We start from the raw sequence: 17,139 nt of genomic DNA, 5'->3' as shown, positions 1-17,139 counted from the left end.
CTATTTACTTTTACGTGTTACCAAATTTTCCAAGGAGCACTATCTGTATTCCATAAATGTTCTAAATGTTGCTTTTCACGCAACGTATCCATGCACTGCCAAAAGCCATGATGAACATAAGCCTTTAGCTGTGATTCTTCTACCAGTTTTTTCAAGGGTTCTTGTTCGAACACCATAGTATCTCCATCGATATAATTAAACACCTCAGGTTGTAATACAAAAAAGCCGATATTAATTAAGTTTCCATCAAGATCGGATTTCTCTCGAAAGGCCCTCACTGTACCATCTTTAATATCAAGAACACCTTTATTCTGACCAAAATTATAGACAGACACAGTAGCCAATTTTCCATGTTTTTTATGATATTCAAGCAAATATTCTATATTCACGTCACCTACCGCGTCTCCGTAATTCAACATAAACGGTTCATTACCTACATAATTTCTAATCCGCTTAATACGTCCCCCAGTCATTGTCTCTAATCCTGTATCAATCACTGTTACTTTCCAAGGTTCAATGTGTTTATGATGGACAATAATTTCATTCCCATTAGTAAAATCAAAAGTAATATCTGAAGTATGCAAAAAATAGTCAGAAAACCATTCTTTAATGACATGCTGTTTATATCCTGCACAAATAATGAATTCATTAAAACCGTAGTATGCATACACTTTCATTAGATGCCACAATATAGGCATTCCACCAATTTCTATCATTGGCTTAGGTTTATAAGCTGATTCTTCTGAAATTCGAGTTCCGAATCCCCCAGCTAAAATAACAACTTTCATATCATAAAATTTAGAATATTCAGATTTCTATCTTTTTATAAGGCTAAACACAGTATTGCGCATTTGTTTATTGGCTAATAAAGCAGCAAATAGAGAAAGGGCTAGACAGCAACCCATAATGAGTAGATTATTAAACAAAGCCGATTTCGAATGTTCATAAATCATAAAATTGCCAGCAATTTTACATAGCCCCAATGCCACTATAGTAGGAAATAATAGCGTTTTTAATAATCCTATAAATGAGATAAAAGTCCTCCCAGACTCATTAAAATCATTCTTCGCCATAATCCAATATCCAATGACAACCAAAATAGGGGCTATAGACTTAAAGATTGCAAAAGAATAAATACCTGTCCAATGTATTGTAGCTATAATACCTACCCAATAAATAAGTACATTCACTACATTCAGTTTGATAAGACGTAGATTCTCCTCTTTGGCTATAAAATAGGCAGAAATCGGAGTACTTATAAAATTAGGGATAAAACTGATAACCATTATTGAAATTAACAATGCTGATAGCATGTATGCATCGCCCACCCAACTTTCTACAAATGGAATAGCCAAACAAGAAAGTATTATGATAGAACAACATACCATAGGTGATAACTCCACAATGATTTTTTTCACAAATCGCTGCAAACCATTGATGTCTCCTGAGCCATGATAGTGATTATATCTTGAAGAATATGGTGAATAGAGCAACGACATAAATGTACGAACAAATGACATTACTGACAGAGCTATAGCATAAATAGCCACCATCTCTATTCCAATAAAATTAGCTATTACTATCTGGTCCAATTCATAATAAAGAATCATTGTTATCACCATAACCAGCGAAGTACCACTAAGTGTTTTTACTCTATTAAAAATCTGTCTATCAAAACGAATAGCTGCAAATAATTTTGCAGATTTATATCCATAATTACGGATATATAAAAGTGCAATAATAACAATCAAAAAATTTATCACCTGAGAAAAAACATAGTACTCCAGCAACTGATAAGCTCCTTCTCTAAAAAAGTAGAATACAGAAAAAATCTTTAGTAAACTACCTAATATAGATACCCGTTGAAATTTATAGTCTTCGACTCTAATAGTAAATATCATGTTAAGTACCCTCTGCCCAATAATAATAGGACAAGACAAAGCTAATGTTACCAATAACCATCGTGCCAGGAAAAAATGAGTACTTCCTACTTGTAATTCTGGAATCAGGAGTTTAGGATAGGTAGCACATACAACTATGATTAATGATACGATTAAAAACATAACCATCATCATAAAAGCCACAAAACCTATCATTTTCACTTCTTTCTCCTTATTCCCCTGAATAAAGTATTCAGCTGCATATTTTACTCCAGCTGATACAAAACCTAAATCAGCATAAGAAAAGAAAATCGTCAAAGACGTACAGACACTATATATACCAAATAATATTTTATCTGAAGACAGATATGGTACTACTACAAACAAGGATAGAAATCCCAATAATATAGACAATGACTGCCAAAAATAAATTAATAAATAATTTCTACGATAAGTTATCGCCACAACCTAATTAAAATATCTTATTATTTAAAACTCAAACAAACGCTCCACTAACCAAAGAATCTAACCAACACTATTGTAACTTATTATTTAAAATACTTCTCCAATATTTACCCAAATCCCCATTTCTTTCTTTCGTTAAAAGACGCAATGAGAAGCCTAAAAAGAGAATTTTTAGAATTACAGTTTCAATGAGAGGACGATGTTTACTAAAATAATAGCACAAACTTGTATGATACATTTTTTTTCTAAACAAACTGACTTTTTTTTGCGTAGACATCCCTTCTAAATGAATAAGTTTTCCCTTCGATAAAATTTTTCTTTTATATCCGTTATTACTCATTCTTTTTTGTAAATCAACCTCTTCCCAATACATAAAAAAATTAGTATCAAAAGTGCCTATATCTTCTATAACTTTTCGAGATACAAATAAATCAGCACCAATAATATAATCTACATCTATACATCCATTTTGCTTTGCATAGTGCACTGCTGCTCTCTTAGAACGTTTCAAAAGATGGCTAATAGCATCTCTCAAAAAAGATTTCAAAGTAGGGAAATTACCAAAAGAATTTGTATAATTTATATTATTATTTCGATCTAACAAAAAATAACCTAAAGCGCCAATCTTTTCTTCCTGTTGTAATCTTTTATACTGTACCAACAAATCTAACAAGATGTTTTCTAATACAATAGTATCTGAATTCAAAAAGAAAAAATATTCTCCCTTTGCAACTTCCAAGCCTAAATTATTTGCGCCTCCAAAACCTAAATTAGATTCACTTTCTATAAAAATAACATCTGGAAATTTAGGTTTCAAATAGTCTATTGAACCATCTTCAGAAGCATTATCAACCACTATAATCTCATATTTAATATCGAACGTATTTTTTAATATTGATTCAATACATGCTTCTACTAAAGAACAAGTCTTATAGTTTACTATAATTATAGAAACATCCATATCACTGATTACACATTATAAAATTCATAAAAGCATTTTTAGACTCTATACTTTTAGTTTTCTCTGATGTTAAGAAGTTATATATATATTTCGTATAAGCAGATTCAGAAAAAGACTCTACGACATCTATAGGTTCTGTTTCTCTATCAAAATACTGACAATTGCAATCTAAATAATACGCAAAATTAATAATACAACAATGTGAGGCATAAAGTCTATTTTTTATATCTTGAGATGTGATAAAGTGAAGTTTCTTACCATAAAGAATAGAATAACTTATAGATGTAGACATATGTGCTATTACAAAATCAGCATTTTTTGTGAGTTGTGAAGTTGCTCCAAAATAAACCTTGCGACCATTAAAATAATTCTTCTCCTTATATTTTAACGCTTTAGGATGTGCAGCTATTACAACCGGTTTACCAAATGTAAGTTCTACTTTATCAAAGTACTTATTCAACTGTTCATAATATCTTTCCGAGGGTATTGTATTCATACCTAAAAGATACCAATCAGGATGAAAAGGCAAATATTCATCTAAAAAAAGAATATATTCAAAATTAACATCAACTAGCGTCTCTTCCTTTTTTTGAGCTAAATAAGTATCATAATCCGTGCTATTAATCAGAATTCTATGCATCTTTTGTATAGAAGAAAAAGGGATATATCCCAAAGCCTTATACCCTTCATTACCAGCTAAGAAGACAACATCATAAGTTTTTAATCTTCCAAACTTTATATTAAATTCCACTAATCTATTCGTTATGTAATTCAGAAATTTAGAATAGTTAAAACGCTTCAGTTTACTAAAAAAAGAAATAGGATAGCTATTACATCCTATAGGAAGCATATTTCGCCCAAAACCTGCAACAGAACAATTATATTTTGTGAATAAAGCAAATAGTGGAACAAGTTTCTTCTCAAAAGTCATTAAAGATATAAATAAAGTTTTTTCATTCTCTTTTAAAGAAGATAATGAAAGTGCAAGACTTTCATAACTATTAAAGAATAAAGTTTTAACCAAATGGGATGAATCTTCTTGTTCCAATTTAGAGGAATAAAAGATAGATGATATATCCCAATATTCTACTTCGATCCCATTTGCTATAACATCTTGCATATAAAAATCATCATAGATTTTTCGTGTCAATGGTATATATCTTATATATATAATTTTAGAATAACTCATATACGCCGACTAATTAAAAATATAACAATAGATTATTTTTTTCTTAAATAGCCGTCCACCCACCATCTACCATCAAATTATGCCCCGTAATAAAAGATGACTCATCTGACAATAAGAAAGAAATAGCAGGTGCTATTTCTTCAGGTTTACCCATACGTTTAAGAGGCGATTTATATTCATAGCGTTCTATAAATGATGGATGTTGGTTATCTTTTATTCCTCCAGGAGAAACACAGTTCACACGAATACCATATTTTCCAAAATAAGATGCCAAATAGCGAGAAAAATTTATGATCCCCCCTTTAATAGCACAATATGCAGCTGGGGAAGTACCACCATATCCCTCATAAATTGTAAAATCATTTCCTACAACCCCATAGATAGATCCTATATTTACTATAGAACCATATTGCTGTTTTACCATTTGACTTAATGCCTTTTGGCAAAGAAGAAAAACACTATTCAATTGCATATCCACATTTTTCTTCCAAGATAACAGTGGGATTTCTTCAAACTTCGTTCCCCAATCTTTTGTACGTGGGTAGGCATTATTTACCAAACCATCAATTTTCAAATAGCGTTCGATAACAATATTTATCAAATCATTTACAGATTCTTCAGAAGTAATATCGCAATGCACATTACCTTGTGACAAATCAGTATCAACCGATATCTCAGCATTAATTGCAATTGCACCTTTCTTTTTCAAGTCATTAATAATGCACTGTCCAATCAATCCACTGCCACCTGTAACTATAATAACTTTGTCTTTTAATATCATTTTATGCTAATCTAACAAAACCTCCCTGACATACAGGTCCTAAAAGTAAATCTTTATAATTATTATCTTTAATTGCTTTTGACATTATAGCAAAAACTTCATCAACAGCTTCCAAATAAGCATTTATATGTTCTTTTTTGTGAGCATAAGAAGCATAATAAGCGTCACTTGCAATAAATCCACGACGTAACATCTCTTGACAAAATAAAGTTTTTAACTCTAATGGAGCATGAGTGAAAGATATATGGCTTAAAGGATATATACCACTTATATGAATATTCAAATTATGTTTTTTTGCCAATACAGTCCACCCAAGTTGAATCTGTTTGCCACATTCAACCAAATGTTTTTGAACATTATTATCACGCATTTTTTTTATCGATGCTATTGCTGCAGCAAAACCAATACGTTCAGTCCAAAAAGTACTACTAATAAAACTATCTTGTGCTGCATCCATAAATTTCTTTTTTCCTATAATTGCCGCTACAGGAAAACCGTTAGCTATCCCTTTGGCAAAAACAGCTATATCAGGATGAATACCCAAATATTCACAAGCCCCCCCACAATTTAATCTAAATCCACTGGTTACTTCATCAATAATAAGAGGAACACCTAAACGCTTAGTTTCTTTTTCTATCGTAAAGAAGAAATCTGATTCTGGGGTCATATTTCTAGCAGCCTCCAAAACAACCCCAGCAATATTACACTCATATTTTTCTACTAATTTCAAGAATTCATCTTTACAGTTATAATAAAATGGATAAGAGGTATTCTTCAAACCTCTTGCTACCCCTACTGGACTTAAACCAGGAAGTAATTGACCATCTAAAGCTGCCGTATCACCCAAATTTGCTGATAAATACCAATCATGCCAGCCATGGTACCCACAAAATAGGATTATATCTTTTTGAGTTGCAGCCCTAGCTATTCTTACAGCTACCGACATTGCATCTCCTCCTCCTTTTGCATATCTTACCATTTCAGCCCATGGATGTAACTCTAACAATAAATTAGCCAGCTCAACTTCTTCTGGAGCCATCAAAGATGACATACTACCAGCTCGAATAACTTCTTCCACTGCAGCGTTAACATCATCATCTGAGTATCCTAAGATACAAGCACCAATTCCCATAGTGCTCATATCGATATATTTGTTACCGTCTAAATCCCAAATTTCACATCCTTTGGCTTTCGAATAATAAGCAGGCCATAATTCTGGTAAAAATTTTTCAGGTCTTTTAGATAATAATTGTCCGCCACCAGGGATTATTTGCTTCGCTTTCTTATAAAGTTCTTGTCCCTTCCCGTTTTTTTTTAATTCACAATTTCCCATATTCTTATTTTTTAAAGAAACCATCTAATTTTAATTTCATAATTAATTCAATAATTTTAAAATCAATTATATCATCTATCTCGAAGCTTTTCCACTTAGGTACAATATATGGTAATGTTTTATCGTGATAAAATGCCTTCTTTTCTACAAACGCACTAATACTACTTACATAGATCGTCCCTTCAAAAAAATAGACATCTGGAAGTTCTTGTCTTCTAAGAGTTTTCATCTCCGCTTCATAGGGGACCAAAAAACTATCTTCTCTCATTTTTACCATAAATGCTGGATGCACATCTTCTGCTTTACAAACACCAACAATACTATCTGCATCAGGATTATTTACTAATATCTCAATAGATTTATCAATATCCTCAACATCTCTTAATGGTGATGTAGGTTCCAATAATATAAAATAATCAAAGACTTTCCCTTCAGCTTTCAACTTCTCTATTGTATAAAGTATAAATGCAGAAGATGGAGTAGTATCACTTGCATATTCACTAGGACGTAGTTCGGGAACATTAACCCCACATTCTCCAGCTACTGTTGCAATCTCCAAACTATCTGTTGATATGTATATATCATCTATATACTTACTTTCCTTTGCATGATTAATAGACCAACCAATCAAAGGCTTACCACATAATTTCTTAATATTCTTACCCGGAAGTCCCTTACTACCTCCTCTTGCCGGAATAATGGCTAAAATTCTTTTTCCTTGATACATATTAAAGATGTTTTACGAGTTCTTGTGCTTTCTTATAATCCTCATGTTTACCTATGTCTATCCAATAGCCTGTTATCGGGAAACGTACCACCTTCATTTTTTCACGAATTAACATCTCCATAAAATCTGTAGCATTAAAGAAAGTATCTATCGGAATCTTGTCCAAATGTTCTTTTTTTATCAGATATATCCCAGCGTTGGCATAATAATTATAAGTAGGTTTTTCACGGACTCCTTCAATATTCCTCCCTTCCAATTCAAAGATACCGTATGGAACAGATATTGAATAAGGAACGGCAGCAACAGACATATCGGCATCATGTTCTCTGAAATGCAGATAAAAATCTTCATAATCAATATTTGTAAAAAGATCTGAGTTCATAATAAGAACTGCATCATTATAAAAAGTATCCACAAACTTAACCGATCCGATCGTTCCCAAATATTTAGGTTCACAAATGCATTTAATTTGTATCCCATCCCTACATTCCTTAAAATGCTCTTCTATCTGTTCATGCAAATAATTAACCGTAACAGAAATGTGCTCAACCCCATAAGATATTAATCGTTCTATGTTATAGTCTATTATAGCCTTGTCACCTACATGCAATAAAGGTTTGGGGACTTTCTCTGTCAAAGGGCGAAGACGCTCTCCTTTGCCACCAGCCATTAAAACCGCATCAATTGGAAGAAGAGATTTTTTATTTTTCAGATCAATTACTTTCAATAGATGTCCATCCGTATCTAAGCACGGGATTAGAGATATTCCTCTTTTCTTATAATCACGAATTAAGGACAAAGAAACATTGGATTGTACGAAATGAAAGTTTGTTTGCATTGCATCCATAACGACTCCGTTAACATCCCCTCCTCCTATCAGATAACGGCGAATATCTCCATCAGTCAATGTCCCCACTATCTTTTGTTTATCATCCATAACAAATAAAACTAAGACATCATGGGAAAGATTATTCAGAGCGACAAGAGCATCCCGTATTGTAGCTTGGATATCTATTAAATATTTACAATAATCCTTCATTCTAAAGATTATAAAACGATTTTTGGAGTAAATTTTCTATTGAAACATTCTTAATAATTCGCACGATAGCCTCTGTGGTACCTTGTTTCTCATAGGGATTGCTTTGTAATTTCATCTTACCTCTCATCTCCTCTGAGAGAATTTGAAGCAATCCTATCATTATTTCGTTTTTAGATGTACCACAGTGTATTACACTCTCTGCTGCAATCCGTCCTTTTTGTCTATCACCTATATTCAAAGTAGGAATACCAAAGCTAGGAACTTCTATAATACCGCTTGAAGAATTACCAACCACAGCCGATATATATTGCAAAGCTGATAAATAACGAATCTTACCTAAAGAGGTAAAAGCAATTGAACGCTCTTTATGTTTCTCCACGAATTCATGAATTAATCGCATAATAATGCGTCCATTCGTATCTGAATTTGGTAAAGTAAAAATTATACGGTAATCAGAAAACTCCTCTAATGCCTCAAGCAGATTCATGCATTGCTCTTCTGCAGTAAAATGCTCTAATGTTACAGGATGATAAGTCACCAACAAAGACTTCTCACCCAATTCAAATTGTAAGTTCGCTTCTAATTCCTGCTTAGAAAGTAACGGGGTATTTTTTATATTTTCAACACCAATTGCACCCACATTGAAAACAGAATCCGGTCGTTCTCCCATTTGAATTACACGTTGGCGGTATTCTTCTGTTGAAGTAAAATGTAAATGACTCATTTTGGTAATAGCATGACGAATACAATCGTCATAGGCTCCCTCAGTAATCTCACCGCCATGAAGATGGGCTACCGGTATCTTATAGAAAAGAGCGGCAGATACAGCCGATAATATTTCAAAACGATCACCCAACACAACTATCATATCCGGTTGCAGGTCTTCATAAGCATCTGCAAAACCGATAGTCCCCAAACCTACAGATTTAACCGTTGCATTGGCTGTATCTGAAGAAAGGAGCATTTCCACTTTTTTGTCTATATGAAAACCATCTTTTTCTATTTCTTTATAGGTGAGGCCAAATTCCGGTGAAAGGTGCATATTAGTTGCGATGACCTGTAATTCCAAAGTTGCATCCACCTTTATAGCCTGCATTAACCCACTTAACAGACCATATTCAGCCCGACTACCGGTAATAACGCATATCTTTCGTTTATTCATTACCTTCATTAAAAATGATTTGCTCATCCGCTTCAAAAGTACGAATAGCTCGTGTTCCAATAATATACTCCCATTTCATGGGAGAAATTCCGCCACCGGGACGTTTCACTGTAAGGTTCTCTTCTGTCAAAAGTTCTCCTTTCTCAATATCTTTAGCCGCAACGATACTTTTTCTTGCTACAGATTTATTTCTTCCTTCCGAAGTAGAGACCTTTTTTTCTTCATTGCCTAAAGCTTGCTCAATATTTCGAATAGCAGTAACCATAGCCTTCAATTCTTGCGGTTCAAGTGAGGCTTTGTGATCGGGGCCATCCATCGTACAGTCAAGCGTAAAATGTTTCTCAACTACTGTCGCTCCCAAAGCAACAGCTGCAATAGGAACTTCTATCCCTTGAGTATGATCTGAATAGCCTACATTTACACTAAACTTCTCTCCGATGGTATGCATTGCTTTCAAATTTACGTCATTCATAGGAGTTGGGTATTCTGTATTGCAGTGCAAAATAGTTATTTGTTCTTTAGATACACCAAATTTGATTAATACAGATATAGCATCCGCTATTTCATCAAAGGTGCTCATTCCTGTAGAAAGTATAACCGGTTCTTTATAACTCGCTATTTTTCGAAGATATGGATAGTTGGTTATTTCACCGGAAGGAATTTTCCAAAGCCCTAAATGCAAGGATGCGAGAAAGTCAACGCTATCTAAATCAAAAGCTGTTGAGAAAAAATTTATTCCTTTTTCATTACAATAGGAAACTAGTTCATAATGTTGTTGAGGAGATAACTCCAGCTTTTTCAACATCGAATATTGAGAATTTTCTCCAACGCTCATATTCCGCTTCTGGTAATCAGCCATTTTAGCAGACCTGGATACCAAATTTTCTGTTTTAAAAGTCTGAAACTTCACATAATCCACTCCGGCATCAGCTGCCGCATCTATCAACTGTTTAGCAAGCTCTATCGAACCATTATGATTGACACCTGCTTCGGCTATTATTAATGTATGTTGCATCAAAATTTTATTTTCAGAAGTGCAGGGTTACCTGAATAAACACCTTTCTGAATAAGATTTTTACGTACCATTGTCCCAGCAGCTATCACACATCCCGCAGTTATTGAGGTACCATTTACCATGACACACTGGCTACCCAAAAAAGTAGCTTCCCCCACACGACATCCCCCATTAACCATGGCACCGGTGGATATATGACAATAATCCTCTATCACAACATCATGCTCTATATTTGCAAAAGTATTAATGATACATCCTTTTCCTATTTTAGCATCAGCATTAACAACGGCTTGATGAAGCACTACCGTACCAGGTTGAATATCTGCATAACGGGATATGTGCGCAGTAGTAGCTATTACCGTCGCCAGTTTACCTCCTGCCATCTCTATTTTTTCATGGATACGAAATCGGAGACTCGCATCTTTAATGAATCCCACTGTAACAATAAAATCAGCTTCTGATGCATATCGGCAGATATCATCATCTGTTCCAATTACCTGATAGTCAAAAATATGGGTTCCAACATTTTCAGGTACATCCAGAACTCCTTTTATGATAAATCCAGCACTTTCAGCAGCATCTATTACTGATTTACAATGACCACCGCCACCTACTAAAATTAAAGGTCTCATCTTTTCAAACGTACACTACTCGGTATATTCACTATTCTATCGGCCAACCACTCCGTATTCTTCAATCCATCCGTTTCACAATGCTTGAACATATCCAAGCGGTTCATAAGTTCCCAAACAGGACGAGTCATGATTCCATGATTATTTGTATATTCAAGGAATTCTTGTTGAGTTTTTTTATCTTTCAATATCACTACATTCAACCAATAGTTAGAGTGGCTATTTTCTGATTCGGTAAAAAAGGTAATATCAGGAATATTCTGGAAAAAATCAGTATATATTTCCGCTGTTTTCCGTTTATCCTCCACGTACCTCTCAAGATTCTCCAATTGAGCACATCCCAGGGCAGCATTGATATTAGGCATGCGGTAATTATAACCGATATGATCGTGGACAAAGGCCCAACGATGAGGAACTTTTGCCTGGGTTGTCAGGTGCTTGGCTAGTGCACCAAGCTCTTCGTCTTGAAATAGAAGCATACCACCACCACCTGTTGTAATCGTCTTATTACCATTGAAACTGATAGCACCTACTTTCCCGAAAGTACCTGTATGCTGTCCTTTATAGAAACTACCAAGGCTTTCGGCTGCATCTTCTACCAATTCAAGATGCCATTCTTTGCAAATATCAGCCAACTCGTCAATTCTTACCGGATGACCAAAAGTATGCATAGGGATGCAAGCTTTTACACGTCTACCAGTATGTTTATTATAACAAGCATTATTCTTGACCTCTGCATTTTTTATCAGCCAGGCTTTAACGGCTGCTGGTGATAATCCGAGAGTATCCTTATCTACATCAATAAATACCGGATGTGCATTGATATAGCTGATGGCATTACAAGTTGCAATGAATGTCAATGCCTGGGTTAGAATTTCATCGTTACGCTCCACTCCCACCAGCATCATTGCCATGTGAAGTGCATTGGTACCACTGACGCAAACGACAGCTTTCTTCGCACCAGTATAGGCTGCCACTTCAGCCTCAAAACGATCAACAAACTTACCAACACTGGACACAAAAGTAGTGTCAATACATTCGTTCAAATATTTCTTCTCATTGCCTATAAACAGAGGAGCATGCAAAGGTACAAACTCATCCGTATTATACAATTGATGGATAAAACTCACTATATCGCTATATATATTCATCTGTAAATTAACTTATTACATTTTTTGGTCAAGTGTTTTGCCTTTCTCTACGTGTTCAAAATTAGGTAGAAAGTTTTTAAGAGCAGACACTATTGCCGCTTTGGTAAAGCCAGGATTGTGGAAGATTGTTTCCAACTCTTCAAAAAAAGTGTTTAGTTCTTGTTTTGAACGCTTCTTTACTTCTTCTATAACGCCCAAAGATGAAAAACGAGTCATATTCAGTTTTTCACCTGGAACATAAAATTCTTCATAATCTTTTTCTCCAGTAGTATCACTCTTAAAATAGACCACCGGATATATTTTACTATCCTCAGGCATTTCAGCAGCAAATTTCTTTGCTTCATCATCTGTTACACATTCTTTTTTCTCATATCCCAACGTTTCAAGAAATCTGTCACAGATAGAAGAAAATGTTATCATTTTCTCTTCCCCGAGCTTTGGAAAGAAAATTTCTCCATTGCGCCCCAATATGCAAGCAAGCATACAAATCTGACCGCTTTCTTCGGGAGAAACAAAATAGCGACGCACATCGTAGGGAGCAGCTAAAGGCTGCTTCTTCATAATACGATCAACAAAACCAGCCAGTAGAGAACCATTGGAAAAAGCGACATTGGCAAAGCGTGCGGTGGTCACTTTGAACTGGGAAGAATAGGCCATAATCATATCTTCCATAATACGTTTACTAGCCCCCATTATATTTACCGGATTGGCTGCTTTATCTGTAGATACACAGAAAAAATGTTTAGGAGGATATTCTGCAAGTAAATCCAACAGCTTCTTTGCTTTAATAACATTGTTTTCTAGCAATGCCTGCACTGAATACTTATCTTTCTCACTACGCACATGCTTATGAGCTGAAAAATTAGCAACAATATCAAATCCTTTCTCTTCACGAAATATACGCTCAAAAATAGGGTCGGCAAAGTTTAAAGTATAAGTACGATACTCTTCAGGAATGTACATTCCACAAGTAGAACGTAAATCACGAGTAAGCTCCGCCAGACCATTCTCATTCAAATCAATAACTACCAGTTTAGAAGGTTTAAAAGGGAGTATGGCATGAATATACGAAGCCCCAATAGAACCGGCACCGCCGATAACTAATAAACTCTTACCCTTGATTTCTTTTATAAGAGTATCTTTGTTTGCGTCAATATCCAAAGCAAACATACTATTAGGACGAGAAGTAATATTCTCGTTGATAAACCTATTTATATTAAACATCATTACTAATAATATCTCTACAAAAACTTTACTCTACCACTTCCCAAGGACACTCATTCTCCTCAAACCTCCCTAATTCCTCAATAATCTCCACCTGCTCCAACGTCAACTGTGACTGATCCCACGTATTGATAATAGCATGTGCTTCTTGAGCTAATTCCTTATCATAAACTTCGCTATAACAATAAGTCAAAAGTCGAACTTTGAGCAATGATGCCGGTAGTTTAGGAAGAACTTCCCAACTACGGTCCAATACATTCTGAACGTATTCTTGCTTATGACCGTTATCGTAAATTGTAGCGGCAAAAGCCACTAAAAGACCAAGACAGAGTTCGGCTTCCGCTTCTACAGTCTTGCCTCGAGTACCGTAAAGATCAAGAGCCTGCTCGTAAACATCACGATTCAAACGTGTGAACTGGTCAACGTAGATGGGACTTCCATCCAACCCATAAACAAGAAGATTATGGGCTAAGGAAAATAATGAATCCATTGACTAAGTATGGTTTATGATTGATAAATTATGAATTACAAATAGAAAATTATTCAACAGGTTCAACGAGTGATGGCGAAATAAAAGTAGTAGCAACAGCCATGACACCTTCAATATTGACCACTACACGACGATCGTGGCGAATACGGACAAATTCACCTATTACCCCCTCGAATACACCACCCGTAATACGTACTTTTTGCCCTTTTGCCAAATGTAATTCGGCAGGCTCCACATAAAGAATAGCTTCCTCGTGGCTACCTGCCACAAGAATAAAACTACGCATCTGCGCATCGGGGATAACTACAGGTCGGCAAAACTCACGATTCATGATAAAACGTATAGGCATAGAAGATTCCAATTCATCTTTCAAAGCATCTATACGTTTACGAGTAGAGTGAACAAAAACAAGGTTATGAATAGCCGGAAGTAATCTACGAACACGCTTACCAGACTTTATGACATATTCATAACGCATCGGAATGAAATTCTCAATTTTCTCAGCATCCAAAATCGCTTTCAAAGCCAACTCACGACTGTAAGAAACCCGAATTGCAAACCAATTCATATCCGATTGAGGATTAACAGTCGACGGTTGACTACCAGAATTGCACTGTACAGCAGAAGATGTCTTTACTGAGGAACGAGACATTATAATAATAATTGTAGAGTATAAAATGATTAAATCCTAATGAAAAGGGCGTTCTTTAGGGACACCGGAGTACTGAAGCACTTCCGATCAATTTATGTAATGCAGTTATTTTCAACAGTTTAGTTAGCATCCATCTTGTTTTAGAACTTCCTACCATCGCGGAAAAAAGAAGTAGAAAAACAGTTATGTTAGTTATTCGCTCATAAAAAGCTGAAAACGAAGACATTAAAAACAAAGAATGTTTTTTAGACGTTCGTTTAATGGACACAAAGATAACCTGTATTTTTGAAACGAACAAAATGTTCAATAAAAATATTTTCATAAATTATTGAGTATAGGCATAAAGTATTGTCTATTAGCTTATTGAGCCAAACTTTATTCATCTTTATTTTTTGCAAATTTCTAAGTGTTTTTTCCCTTTTACTTTTCTAAAATATTGACGTCTATTAAACGAACGTTTAAAAAACACTTTTTTACATCCACATATTTTTCTGATACACAAATAATTGCCAACAATTACATATATTTCCCACTATTTAATTCCATTTAGGACTTGCCCACTTCCCCATGAAAAGCTAACTTCGCCATTCATGACATTTTTCCGTCGTTAATTATTTGCATTAAAACAAGAATTATTATGTACGATAAAAGAATAAAAGCGCAGAATAAAAAAAACTGCAAAAGGGAATAACAACAACAGCAAAGTTGCTTTAACACAAATCGTTAAGAAAAAGAGAGGAGTAAAGAGAGGAGAAGATATTCAAGGAGTTTACCTGAAAAGGGATGTATTGGAAATGCTCCTTTTGGAGATGTTCATGGAAGGAGACATGGGGATCGATCCAAAGGCAGGATTAGCCACATTGGAGCGTTTCATAGCCGAACGGAAGATATTTGTTACAAAGAGCGGTAAACCTCTATCATTCAATACCATAAAGGATGATTTCACTGAGATTCTCAAAGAATTTCTAAGAAAAATAACCAATAACAAAAAGAAAAAATAATAACAAAAAACAGTAAATAATTAACGACATACAACTTGTGCATGAAGCTTATATCTTTGCCGGCACTTTAGCAAAGATCAAGCCATATATCAAAAAAAGATGCCGCTTCTTCAAAAAGAACGGCATCTTTCTTTTTATTATGACTCCAACACCTGCTAAACAAGAAACAATATTAATTTAAAAGACAAACAATGAAAAAGTCGGCAAAGAACGCTTCACTTCACGAAGCACTGAGAAAACTATGGAAAATACGTATCATGCTTGAAAAAGGTTATACCCAAACATGTGCAGAATGGATGGCAGAAAGAATTGAGAGCCTAATTGACCACATGCAATATGGGCACGCTCTCATCGCATTCTACAAACAAGACGGAACATTCAAACTGGTGAAAGCAACACTGATACATTACGAAAACGAATTCCACAGAAACTACGAAATCACCCGAGTGACAGGCACCATCATCTTTTGGGACGTGGAACAACAGGCATGGAGAAATTTCCAACTGGAGAATTTTCTGGAGTGGAGACCGATATGCTGAAAAAATTAATTATTAAAGAAAAGATTATGGCTATGACGTATGGGGGAATCATGTATTTCCCATTGAATGTGAATTTCTTTGAAGACGCACCGATAGAATTGATAGAAGCCAAATTCGGATTGGTGGGAGAAGCGGCAGTGATGAAACTACTATGCAAGATGTACAAGGAAAAGGGATATTACCTGTTGTGGGGAGAAGAGCAATGCACGCTCTTCTCACACAAAACGGGAATTGAGAAAAGTTGTATGGAAGGCATCATCAACATTCTGGTGGAGAAAGATTTCTTCGACAAAAGATGCTACGAGGAGCGACATGTACTGACTTCTGCAGAAATTCAGAAAATTTGGCTGGATGCCACCAAGCGGAGAAAAAGAGAATTGACGCCACTACCCTATCTGCTGATAGAGAAAGGGAATGACACCAAAGCAGAGGCTGATCATAAACCGGAAAAAGAAGACGGTTGCATACAAAATCAAAAGAATTACATGCAGTCTGCAAACATTTCACCCGAAAATGCAGACAATTCAAAACAAAGTAAAGTAGAGCAGAGTATAGCAGTTAAGGAGGAAGAAAGTCCTGTCGGGAGCTTATTTCTGACACCGCCGGGATATGCACACAACAGGCAGACACACAACTACGACGGATTGATGTTCACCTTGCAACAGATGAAAATTATCAATCCCGAAGAAGTCAATGCAATTCTGCGGCTGTCTGATTACGGAAAGCTGAGAGGATACGTATGGCAGGTGATACACAGCACACGCTGGGGCGAGATTGTCGCCAAAGGGAAATACCTGATTGCGGCACTGGTGAAAGAGAAGAAAAAATCAGGCTGTTGACACCAAAGAAAAAGAAGTAGCAAAGACAAAAAATGAAGTTAACATCATTGGCTACACGA

At 35.2% G+C, this 17,139-nt stretch carries 18 protein-coding genes; 3 read left to right on the top strand and 15 right to left on the bottom strand.

The genetic code is table 11. The features are described from left to right. Positions 1-17 precede the first annotated feature (17 nt). The 15 genes from rfbF to NQ546_RS09200 form a co-directional block, all read right to left on the bottom strand. The gene (rfbF, locus tag NQ546_RS09270) at positions 18-788 is read right to left on the bottom strand and encodes a glucose-1-phosphate cytidylyltransferase (RefSeq protein ID WP_004289863.1); all 771 of its coding nucleotides are present in this window, start codon (positions 786-788) and stop codon (positions 18-20) included. Between the two features lie 27 nt (positions 789-815). Next, positions 816-2,345, bottom strand: a complete 1,530-nt coding sequence (locus NQ546_RS09265) for an MATE family efflux transporter (RefSeq protein ID WP_039953170.1) — start codon at positions 2,343-2,345, stop codon at positions 816-818. A 70-nt stretch (positions 2,346-2,415) separates the two neighbouring features. Then, positions 2,416-3,306 carry a glycosyltransferase family 2 protein gene (locus NQ546_RS09260; protein ID WP_004289861.1) on the bottom strand — a complete coding sequence of 297 codons (891 nt, stop codon included), beginning with the start codon at positions 3,304-3,306 and terminating at the stop codon, positions 2,416-2,418. A 1-nt stretch (position 3,307) separates the two neighbouring features. Beyond that, positions 3,308-4,495 carry a hypothetical protein gene (locus NQ546_RS09255; protein ID WP_004289860.1) on the bottom strand — a complete coding sequence of 396 codons (1,188 nt, stop codon included), beginning with the start codon at positions 4,493-4,495 and terminating at the stop codon, positions 3,308-3,310. 43 nt (positions 4,496-4,538) lie between these two features. Then, positions 4,539-5,276 (bottom strand): SDR family oxidoreductase, encoded by a 738-nt coding sequence (locus NQ546_RS09250; protein WP_004289859.1) that lies wholly within the window; start codon positions 5,274-5,276, stop codon positions 4,539-4,541. Between the two features lies 1 nt (position 5,277). Next, on the bottom strand, positions 5,278-6,609 hold the full coding sequence (locus tag NQ546_RS09245) for an aminotransferase class III-fold pyridoxal phosphate-dependent enzyme (protein ID WP_039953218.1): 1,332 nt from the start codon (positions 6,607-6,609) through the stop codon (positions 5,278-5,280). A gap of 4 nt (positions 6,610-6,613) precedes the next feature. After that, positions 6,614-7,336, bottom strand: a complete 723-nt coding sequence (locus tag NQ546_RS09240; RefSeq protein WP_004289857.1) for an acylneuraminate cytidylyltransferase family protein — start codon at positions 7,334-7,336, stop codon at positions 6,614-6,616. 1 nt (position 7,337) lies between these two features. Continuing rightward, positions 7,338-8,375 (bottom strand): nucleotidyltransferase family protein, encoded by a 1,038-nt coding sequence (locus tag NQ546_RS09235; protein ID WP_004289856.1) that lies wholly within the window; start codon positions 8,373-8,375, stop codon positions 7,338-7,340. 1 nt (position 8,376) lies between these two features. Next, positions 8,377-9,546 (bottom strand): UDP-N-acetylglucosamine 2-epimerase, encoded by a 1,170-nt coding sequence (neuC, locus tag NQ546_RS09230; protein WP_004289855.1) that lies wholly within the window; start codon positions 9,544-9,546, stop codon positions 8,377-8,379. Next, a complete protein-coding gene (gene neuB, locus NQ546_RS09225; protein ID WP_004289854.1) occupies positions 9,530-10,552 on the bottom strand; it encodes an N-acetylneuraminate synthase in 1,023 nt (340 codons plus the stop codon). The genes neuC and neuB overlap by 17 nt, the downstream gene beginning before the upstream one ends. Further along, a complete protein-coding gene (locus NQ546_RS09220; RefSeq protein ID WP_004289853.1) occupies positions 10,552-11,184 on the bottom strand; it encodes an acetyltransferase in 633 nt (210 codons plus the stop codon). The genes neuB and NQ546_RS09220 overlap by 1 nt, the downstream gene beginning before the upstream one ends. Beyond that, the gene (locus NQ546_RS09215) at positions 11,181-12,335 is read right to left on the bottom strand and encodes a LegC family aminotransferase (RefSeq protein ID WP_004289852.1); all 1,155 of its coding nucleotides are present in this window, start codon (positions 12,333-12,335) and stop codon (positions 11,181-11,183) included. The genes NQ546_RS09220 and NQ546_RS09215 overlap by 4 nt, the downstream gene beginning before the upstream one ends. A gap of 15 nt (positions 12,336-12,350) precedes the next feature. Next, positions 12,351-13,559 (bottom strand): UDP-N-acetylglucosamine 4,6-dehydratase, encoded by a 1,209-nt coding sequence (locus NQ546_RS09210; RefSeq protein WP_039953166.1) that lies wholly within the window; start codon positions 13,557-13,559, stop codon positions 12,351-12,353. Positions 13,560-13,587: 28 nt separating this feature from the next. Then, positions 13,588-14,049 carry a UpxZ family transcription anti-terminator antagonist gene (locus NQ546_RS09205; protein ID WP_004289850.1) on the bottom strand — a complete coding sequence of 154 codons (462 nt, stop codon included), beginning with the start codon at positions 14,047-14,049 and terminating at the stop codon, positions 13,588-13,590. Between the two features lie 49 nt (positions 14,050-14,098). Next, positions 14,099-14,617 (bottom strand): UpxY family transcription antiterminator, encoded by a 519-nt coding sequence (locus NQ546_RS09200; protein ID WP_004289849.1) that lies wholly within the window; start codon positions 14,615-14,617, stop codon positions 14,099-14,101. Between the two features lie 899 nt (positions 14,618-15,516). On the opposite strand from NQ546_RS09200, the gene NQ546_RS09195 reads away from it, so the two are divergent. The 3 genes from NQ546_RS09195 (at position 15,517) to NQ546_RS09185 (ending at position 17,080) form a co-directional block, all read left to right on the top strand. Further along, positions 15,517-15,702, top strand: a complete 186-nt coding sequence (locus NQ546_RS09195; RefSeq protein ID WP_239463449.1) for a hypothetical protein — start codon at positions 15,517-15,519, stop codon at positions 15,700-15,702. A gap of 191 nt (positions 15,703-15,893) precedes the next feature. Beyond that, positions 15,894-16,241: an SH3 beta-barrel fold-containing protein gene (locus NQ546_RS09190; protein WP_004289846.1), complete on the top strand. Its 348-nt coding sequence runs from the start codon at positions 15,894-15,896 to the stop codon at positions 16,239-16,241. After that, positions 16,235-17,080, top strand: a complete 846-nt coding sequence (locus tag NQ546_RS09185) for a DUF4373 domain-containing protein (RefSeq protein WP_004289845.1) — start codon at positions 16,235-16,237, stop codon at positions 17,078-17,080. Before NQ546_RS09190 ends, NQ546_RS09185 begins: the two co-directional genes overlap by 7 nt. Positions 17,081-17,139 lie beyond the last annotated feature (59 nt).

It is taken from the genome of Bacteroides eggerthii (genome assembly GCF_025146565.1).
In the GTDB taxonomy this organism is placed as follows: Bacteria; Bacteroidota; Bacteroidia; order Bacteroidales; family Bacteroidaceae; genus Bacteroides; species Bacteroides eggerthii.
This window is presented reverse-complemented; position numbering and strand designations above follow the sequence as displayed.